This is a genomic window from Aeromonas sp. LsrichE-8G (assembly GCF_022869435.1).
GTDB lineage: Bacteria > Pseudomonadota > Gammaproteobacteria > Enterobacterales > Aeromonadaceae > Aeromonas > Aeromonas caviae.
In genome coordinates this window covers 1-7,806 of record NZ_JALIHH010000134.1, presented here as the reverse complement: position 1 = coordinate 7,806, position 7,806 = coordinate 1, and the positions used below count along the sequence as shown (strand labels likewise).

The 7,806-nt window shown below is 63.6% G+C and carries 9 protein-coding genes and 2 pseudogenes; 7 read left to right on the top strand and 4 right to left on the bottom strand.

All coding sequences use genetic code 11. The features are described from left to right. The coding region (locus tag MUW49_RS17415; protein ID WP_202904331.1) for a transposase at positions 1–82 on the top strand (82 nt) is incomplete at its 5' end. Between the two features lie 121 nt (positions 83–203). Here MUW49_RS17415 and MUW49_RS17410 read toward each other — a convergent pair. Then, positions 204–1,049, bottom strand: coding sequence for a DUF5718 family protein (locus tag MUW49_RS17410; RefSeq protein ID WP_069784645.1), 846 nt, complete (start codon positions 1,047–1,049; stop codon positions 204–206). Positions 1,050–1,316: 267 nt separating this feature from the next. Here MUW49_RS17410 and MUW49_RS17405 point away from each other — a divergent pair. From MUW49_RS17405 to MUW49_RS17390, 4 genes and pseudogenes are all read left to right on the top strand, one after another. After that, a pseudogene (locus MUW49_RS17405) lies at positions 1,317–1,853 on the top strand (class IV adenylate cyclase); the annotation flags it as partial. 43 nt (positions 1,854–1,896) lie between these two features. After that, positions 1,897–2,289 (top strand): NUDIX domain-containing protein, encoded by a 393-nt coding sequence (locus MUW49_RS17400; RefSeq protein WP_010674874.1) that lies wholly within the window; start codon positions 1,897–1,899, stop codon positions 2,287–2,289. A gap of 101 nt (positions 2,290–2,390) precedes the next feature. Then, positions 2,391–2,897: a GNAT family N-acetyltransferase gene (locus MUW49_RS17395; protein WP_010674875.1), complete on the top strand. Its 507-nt coding sequence runs from the start codon at positions 2,391–2,393 to the stop codon at positions 2,895–2,897. Between the two features lie 104 nt (positions 2,898–3,001). Beyond that, on the top strand, positions 3,002–3,310 hold the full coding sequence (locus MUW49_RS17390) for an antibiotic biosynthesis monooxygenase (RefSeq protein ID WP_010674876.1): 309 nt from the start codon (positions 3,002–3,004) through the stop codon (positions 3,308–3,310). 40 nt (positions 3,311–3,350) lie between these two features. Here the strand turns inward: MUW49_RS17390 and pdxY are convergent, their stop codons facing one another. The 3 genes from pdxY to MUW49_RS17375 all read right to left on the bottom strand — a co-directional run bounded on the left by pdxY (position 3,351) and on the right by MUW49_RS17375 (position 6,164). Beyond that, positions 3,351–4,214 (bottom strand): pyridoxal kinase PdxY, encoded by an 864-nt coding sequence (gene pdxY / locus MUW49_RS17385; RefSeq protein WP_010674877.1) that lies wholly within the window; start codon positions 4,212–4,214, stop codon positions 3,351–3,353. 553 nt (positions 4,215–4,767) lie between these two features. Next, on the bottom strand, positions 4,768–5,523 hold the full coding sequence (locus MUW49_RS17380) for a DUF429 domain-containing protein (protein ID WP_029314586.1): 756 nt from the start codon (positions 5,521–5,523) through the stop codon (positions 4,768–4,770). A 77-nt stretch (positions 5,524–5,600) separates the two neighbouring features. Continuing rightward, entirely contained in the window at positions 5,601–6,164 is a 564-nt protein-coding gene (locus MUW49_RS17375; RefSeq protein ID WP_010674879.1) for a hypothetical protein, read from the bottom strand. A gap of 294 nt (positions 6,165–6,458) precedes the next feature. Between MUW49_RS17375 and MUW49_RS17370 the strand changes: the two genes are divergently transcribed. After that, the gene (locus MUW49_RS17370; RefSeq protein ID WP_041211496.1) at positions 6,459–6,809 is read left to right on the top strand and encodes a phasin family protein; all 351 of its coding nucleotides are present in this window, start codon (positions 6,459–6,461) and stop codon (positions 6,807–6,809) included. 95 nt (positions 6,810–6,904) lie between these two features. After that, positions 6,905–7,663, top strand: a pseudogene (locus MUW49_RS17365) (class I poly(R)-hydroxyalkanoic acid synthase); the annotation flags it as partial. Positions 7,664–7,806 lie beyond the last annotated feature (143 nt).

Below are 7,806 nucleotides of genomic sequence, written 5' to 3'. Positions count from 1 at the left end.
GTCACGCTCTTACTTTGCGGGCTCTTGCGGCGGTGCGCCGTTAGAGGTGATCAAGCAATACATTCAAAACCAGCGGGGCTGACGCCCCGGCGAAATTCCTCTCCCACCTACGTCGGAGGGAGTCCCCTTTCGCATTTAAGATGGAGTGTGCGCAGGCATAATAGAGAAAGAAGATGCCTCCCCAGGTTGGGAAGGCATCGCGATCAACGGGTCTTGACCGCCTGGAGCAGGACAGAGACATCGGCGCCAACGCGGCGGGTCGCGATGGCTTCGCGAATGTCGCTCTCGCTGTAGCGACTGGCGGGGTAGACCACCACGCAGGCGGTGTCACCGGGAGCGAGGAAGTGGGTCTCGCCAAAGGGGGTGTAGCGGGTGGCGCCAATGCTGATGAGCGCATGGGCCGGGCGCCCCGCCTGGGCCAGCAGCCCCTGGATATGCTCGGCCGGGCCTTCGTCCTGCTGATGGTTGAACTTGTCGATGGCCCACGCCAGCAACTGACCGTGGAAGTAGCTGTAGTCCACCGCCGCGCTGTCGATCCCGTAGGGGTGCAGCTCCCCGTCCCGCTCCAGATAGCAGGCGATGCGGTAGTCATCGAGCTCGCATCCTGCGGCAAAGTGGGTCAGGGGCAGCAGGTTCGCGGCCAGCCCCTTGCTCTCTTCACCCCAGTTCTTCTTCTCGCTGATCTTTTTGGCATTGGGGCGACGGATGGAGCAGTCGTTGTAGGCGCCAAACGCCTTGGGATGGATGGCCACCACCTGCTCCCCCGCGTACTCCAGCTCGCACCACAGTGCCACCTCGGGTTCAATCTGCACCTTCTCGTCCCCGCTCACCGCCGCCTCCGGCAGGAAGATGGCATCGCCGCTCAGGGGAAAGACCCCGAGCTGGCCGGGATGGTTCGGCACATAGAAGGGGAACAGCGCCTTGGGGGCGACCTTGTCGTCAACCTTGACGGCGACGAAGTCCGCCGCCTCCCCTGCCTGCTCCAGGTGACCGGCGAAGTTGCCCGCCACGCCCAGTCCGATAAAGGGGGTCTGTGAGGTGATCTGCATCTGTGGCTCCACTGGCGCGGCCGGGGCCGCCGCCTCGTTGTCGTTGTTCAGGGCGGAAATACCGCCAAAGAGGGAGCTTATTAGAGCACAGCCCCCGTACGGCGCCCAGCCACCGGGCCACAAGCTGTGCACCAGGGCGGATTTCCCCTCACCATCTGGTCATAAAGTCAGCAGTCGATGCGAAGCTGTGATCCCGATGCTTGGGAGAGCCCGGCACTTTTGCTAGGCTGCCCTATTCATTTGCCGTTCGGGAGCCGTCGCAAGGCCATGGCCACCCACTTTCAGGGGCGCTTCGAGGTGGAGTTCAAATACCGCCTGACGGACAGCGCCGCCTTTGTGCATACCCTCACGGCCCTCAGCCCCGAGGTGATGGTGGCGGACAATCATGAGCAGGACTGCTACTTCGACACGGCAGATGGCGCCCTGGCCCGGGCAGAGAAGAGCCTGATCATCCGCACCATGGCCCCCAGCGGCATCCGGCTCTGGATAGTCAAAGGACCCGGCCCCGATCGCTGCGAGGCGGTCAACATCACCGATGCGGACAAGGCGGCCAGCATGGTGCGCACCCTGGGCTACCAGCCGGTGCTGACCATCGACAAGCGGCGCAGCATCTATTTTCTGGGGGCCTTCCACGTCACGGTGGATCACCTGGCAGGCGTCGGTGATTTTGCCGAGCTCGCCATCATGACTGACGACGAGACCGCCCTGCCCGCCTACCGCGCGCAGTTGCTGGCGCTGGCTAGCCGGCTGGGACTGGCGCCCGAGATGCGGGAAACCCGCTCCTATCGCACCCTGTGCGAGCAGCGAGCCCCCCCCTTTGACAAGCGGCAACAAGAGGAATCTGCCCATGATCGACAAACTCGCCTGGCTGACCTTCAAGGAGGGACAACTGCTGTGCGCCCGCTCCCACGGCAAGGACATCTACTACATTCCGGGGGGCAAGCGCGAGCCGGGCGAGAGCGACGAGGCGGCCCTCGTTCGTGAAATCGAGGAAGAGCTCGCGGTCATCCTGAAACCCGACACCCTGGCGTTCGCCTGCGAGTTCAGCGCCCAGGCGGACGGCAAGCCGCAAGGGGTGAATGTCAATCTGCGTTGCTACACGGGGGACGCCGACGGCACGCCCGTCGCCTCGGCGGAGATCGCCGAGCTGCGCTGGCTGGACAGCCGCCACCTGGCCGAAGTCTCCCCCGTCTCCCGCCTGCTGTTCCAGTGGCTGGCAGCGCAGGGACTGATCCATTAAGAGACGGCGCACCTGACCGGATGATAATAGCACCGGCAGGAGAGTCCGCGCCCGAGACGTTAATCCCCCACGTGGGCCAAGAGAGAAGATGAGGACATTCAATGGAGATCCTTGAGGTCGAGAGCACCAGAGGCATCAAACCGGCGCTGATCGCCCTGCTGCAAGATTGCGTGGCCAGCGGTGCCTCGGTGGGCTTTCTGCCTCCCCTGCAGGAAGAGCAGGGGCTGGCGTACTGGCAAGGCATCGAGGGGGAGCTGGCGGATGGAGTGCGCAAGCTCTGGGTGGCGTTTGATCAGCACCATCTGGTGGGCGCCCTGCAGCTCTCCCTGTGCACAAAGGCCAACGGGGGCCACAGGGCCGAAGTGGAAAAGCTGATGGTCCACAGCCAGGCCCGTGGCAAGGGGGTGGGCCGCGCCCTGATGAACGCCATGGAGCAAGGGGCCCGGGACGCCAGGCGTACCTTGCTGGTGCTGGATACCCGGGTCGGCGACGTGGCCTCCAGCCTCTATCGCCAGCTCGGCTATCAGGAGGCCGGCCAGATCCCGGACTTCGCCCGCAATGGGGACGGCACCCTCGCCGCCACCCAGTTCTTCTACAAGCAGCTCTGAGGCAGACGGCCTGGCAAGACCGGACAGCGTGCCGGTCTTGCCCCCTCCAAGGCTCGGCGTACATAGGTTTTTGGTTCAATCAGACTCATCGGCAAGGAGCCATCATGATATTGGAAGTCGCCCATCTGCAGATCATTCCCGGCAAGGCCACTGACTTCGAGCAGGCCTTCGCCCGAGCCCAGCACATCATCAGCGCCATGCCCGGCTACCTGGGCCACCAGTTGCAGCGTGCCCTGGACGATCCCCATCACTACCTGCTGCTGGTGCAGTGGGCGCGGCTGGAAGATCACACCCGGGGGTTCAGGGGCTCCCCCCGGTACCAGGAGTGGAAGGCCCTGCTGCACCACTTCTACGACCCCTTCCCCAGGGTCGAACATTTTCAGGATGCAACACCGATCAGTGCCGCAAGCTGAACCTTGATCAGCTCGTCCCGTCACGGGCTGATCAATGGCGTCAGGCCAGGCGCTCGGCCCTGTGGGCAATCTGCGGCTCGGCAAAGGCGCTCTGGGCCGCGATGAGCTGCAGCTCGTAGGCATTCGCCTCCCAGGTCTGTCTCAGCACCGCATCCACCGCGGCGTTGGTGCGCTCGAAGGCGCTCACCCCATCATATCCCGCCTGCAGGTTGGCCAGCATCAGGGCGCTGATGAGATCCCCCACGCCCACCGGTTGGCGCGCGAAATCGTAAAGGGGACGGGCGATCAGATAGTCTCCCTCGGGGGTGGCAAGCAGCATCTCGAAGCGGCCGGGGACGCTGGCGGCGCGACCCAGGTGCTTGACCAGCACCATCTTCACCCCCTTCTCCAGCAACTGGCGTGCGGCGACCCGGGTCTGGGCCAGGGTTGTCAGATGGACATCGCACAGGGTCTCCAGCTCCAGCAGATTGGGGGCCATGATGTCCGCCACCGGCAGGGCCTGCTCGGTGAGAAAGCGGGTGACGCCCGGGGCGACGATGCACCCCTTCTCCGGATGCCCCATCACGGGATCGCAGAAATAGAGGGCCGCCGGATTGGCTCGTTTCACCGCCGCCACCACCGCCAGGATCTCGTCCCCCTGCTCCGCCGAGCCCAGATAGCCACTTAGCACCGCATCGCAGCGCGCCAGCACCTCGATATTGCAAAGCCCCTGGCACAAGGCGGCAATGTGGCCCGCCGGCATTGCCATTCCCTGCCAACCCGCCTCGTACTGGGTGTGGTTGGAGAACTGCACCGTATTGATGGGCCACACCTCCATGCCGAGACGGCGCATGGGGAACACGGCGGCGCTGTTGCCGGCACAGCCAAACACCACGTGGGACTGGATAGAGAGAATGCGTTTCATCGACACCACCGGACAAGAAGCCTGAGGAAAAGAGGCAATATATCGGATGAAGAGACGGCTCTTCCAGCAATTAACGCCCTGACTCCCTATTTATGCTTCTGCAGGCTTAACCTGCCGCATATTTGACCCCCGCTACCCTGTTTCTGTACAACCCTGGAGCCATCTCCCCGCTGCTGCGGGGTGATAAATGTACTTGTACGTCTCTTGTCTGATGGCATACAAGGTGATTTTTAAACCAGCCATGAACAGTCGGGATCAAGGATGAGGTCCGATGAAAAGGCGCCAGTCGGCAGTCGGCAGTCGGCAGTCGGCAGTCGGCAGTCGGCAGTCGGCAGTCGGCAGTCGGCAGTCGGCAGTCGGCAGTCGCAAAGTAAGGCAACAAGGGCAAGGGTCAAGGAGACGTCGGAAGATCACAGGACAAAGGCGGCCTCCCCTTGCCTGACACCGTGGCAACGGCAAGCCATACGCAGTGGCGACAGCAAGTCACGTCACCAGTGCCGTGACTGCAGCGAGTCGCCAGCAGTCGTCAGAGGGAGCGCGGTGCTTGGGCGTCTCAATCCCGGGCGAAGTGGTAGACCCAGCCTTCGTCCGGTGCCATCTCCTCCGGCAGGTCCACCAGAGCAGGCAGCGAGGTGACGGCCCCTTCGGCCGCATATTGCAGGGCCATCAGGGCGCAGAGCGCGGCATCATAGGGATCCGTTCCAGGGATGAGGATTGCTGGCAGGTGGGGTTGCAGCTCGGGCCGCACAGCAGAGGCTTTGCCCCCCATTTTGGCCAGGGCGGGATAGACCTCCAGCACCGCGCGCCCGGCAGCCCTCGCCCGTTTTGGCACCAGTTGCAGATCCCCGAGGCGCGGCAGCATGGAGAGGGCCAGGGTGGCGTTGTTGCCGAGCCTGTCGAAGGTGGCGGAGAGGGGCTTCTTGCCATAGTGCTGATAGAGCCAGCGCTCGCAATCCCGGTAGGCGTAAGGGTTGTCAATCTCCCGCTGGGGCACGGGAAAGCCGCTCCCCCACCCCGCCAGCAGATCGGCGAGGGCGCGGGGAAAGGCCAGGGGCGCATCGATGCCGAGAGCAAGGCGCGGGCAGGCCAGCACCTGCATCAGCGCCACCTCGTCTTGCAGGGCCGGGCGCAGCAGGGCATCCAGATCCGGCGCGACCCGGGAGCTCAGGCGAAACAGGGGGGAGATCCCGAGCCAGTGCAGACGCGACTCCCGGGCCTGCCAACCCACCACCGCCACCGCCTGGGCATTGCCCTGCCAGCCCCTCACGTCCCAGCCGATGCCGATGGCGTCCATGTGTTCCGTTGTCATGCCCCTGTTACCTCTGTGCAGCCTTGATGGAGCACAGGGTAATGGCTGCCCCTCCTAAAGCAAGGGCAAGTTGGTCCCTAGAAGGATTTCTTGAAGTTGATCAGGGGCAGAATGGGGAAGATGCCGTTCTCGGCGTAGTTGGCCAGGCCAATCTGCAAGCCGTCCAGGTGCTTGGTGGCATTGACGAATCCCAGCTGGAACGTGGTGCGTTCGGCATAGTTGACGAAGCCGACGTTGGCCAGGGCATTGCCCTGGGCGATGTTGACCGCCCCCCAGTTGAGCCCCTTCACATTGTTGGTCAGGTTGACGAAGCCCAGATTGAGGCCGGTATCCTGCCCTTCGTGCCAGTTGACGGCGTTGATGGCGACCCCGCCAAACTGATGGCGCACCCGGCTCGCGCCAAAGAACACACCAAGCTGCAGGCCGGTGAATTGATCCACGTCGGAGAGGGCGAACACCGGCAGATCGATCCCCTTCACCTGGCCGGTGCGGCCGTAGAGGAAGGAAGCCCTTGCCCCTTCCACCTGATTGGACGAGGGCAGGTTGACACCGGGCAGGGAGATCTGGACCGGCGTGCTGGCCTGGGCGACACCGGCGAGGGTCAGGGCACCACAGCCGAGCAGCAGGGCGAACGGTTTCATCGGGGATTCCTTGTGAAGAGGGTGTGGCTCAAGGGTACCAGCGCAGGCCCCGGGGAACGAGACCCCGCCCCCTGCCCTGCGTCACCTCTCGTCTGAACCCGGGGATGGCTCTCTCGGCGGATTGGAAAATTCAAACAGAAACTAACATTTATACCAAAGGTGGATTGGTTGCAGAATTCTCAAACGTGTGTTTGAACAGAGCAAACAACACGTAACACAGGGATGACGTGCTGTACCCGCAAGAAGGGTCGATTGACCCGCAAAAACAGTGTTCTGCCGAACCGGAGACCCATGATGAATATGGACGTGATCAAGAGCTTTACCGAGCAGATGCAAGGCTTTGCCGCTCCCCTCACCCGCTACAACCAGCTGCTGGCCAGCAACATCGAACAGCTGACCCGGTTGCAACTGGCGTCCGCCAATGCCTACGCCGAACTGGGGCTCAACCAGTTGCAGGCCGTCGGCAAGGTGCAGGATGCCCAGAGCCTGGCGGCCCTCGGCACCGTGCAGCTGGAGAGCGCCAGCCAGCTCTCCCGCCAGATGCTGGATGACATCCAGAAGCTCAGCACCCTCGGCCAGCAGTTCAAGGAAGAACTGGATGCCCTGACCGCAGATGGCATCAAGAAGAGCACGGGCAAGGCCTGATAACCCCTGGCTGCCCGTCTTGCGGGCAGCCACATCTCCCCACGACTCGACAGAACGGGCAAGTGCCCGCCCCGGGCGTGGGTGAAGGAGAACACATGAGCCAATCATCTTACGGCCCGCTGTTCGAGGCCCTGGCCCACTACAACGACAAGCTGCTGGCCATGGCCAGAGCCCAGACCGAGCGCACCGCCCAGGCCCTGCTGCAGACCAGTCTGGACGATCTGGGCCAGGTGCTGGAGCAGGGCAGCCAGCAGCCCTGGCAGCTGATCCAGTCCCAGATGAACTGGTGGCAGGATCAGCTCAAGCTGATGCAGCACACCCTGCTCAAGAGTGCAGGCCAGCCGAGCGAGCCGGTGATCACCCCGGATCGCAGCGATCGCCGCTTCAAGGCCGACGCCTGGAGCGAGCAACCCCTCTATGACTACCTCAAGCAATCCTATCTGCTGACCGCAAGACACCTGCTGGCGGCGGTGGATGCCCTGGAGGGCGTGCCCGAGAAGAGCCGGGAGCGACTGCGCTTTTTCACCCGCCAGTACGTCAACGCCATGGCTCCCAGCAACTTCCTGGCCACCAACCCGGAGCTGCTCAAGCTCACCCTGGAGTCCGACGGCCAGAATCTGGTGCGCGGCCTTGCGCTCCTGGCCGAAGATCTGGAGCGCAGCGCCGATCACCTCAACATCCGCCTGACCGACGAGTCCGCCTTCGAGCTCGGCCGGGATCTGGCGACCACCCCGGGCCGGGTAGTGCTGCGCACCGAGCTCTTTGAGCTCATCCAGTACAGCCCGACCACAGCGACGGTGGGCAAGACCCCGGTGCTGGTCGTGCCCCCCTTCATCAACAAGTACTACATCTTGACATCCTCCCCCACCTTAGCGCTTCGCGTCACAGGAGGGGGATTCCCATTACTGGGTGATAGCTGCTCGCGCAGTACCGGGTTCCTGCTTCATCGGGCGGCCTGATTGCACCACGCCTCCACAGGCTAAAACGGCGTGTCCCG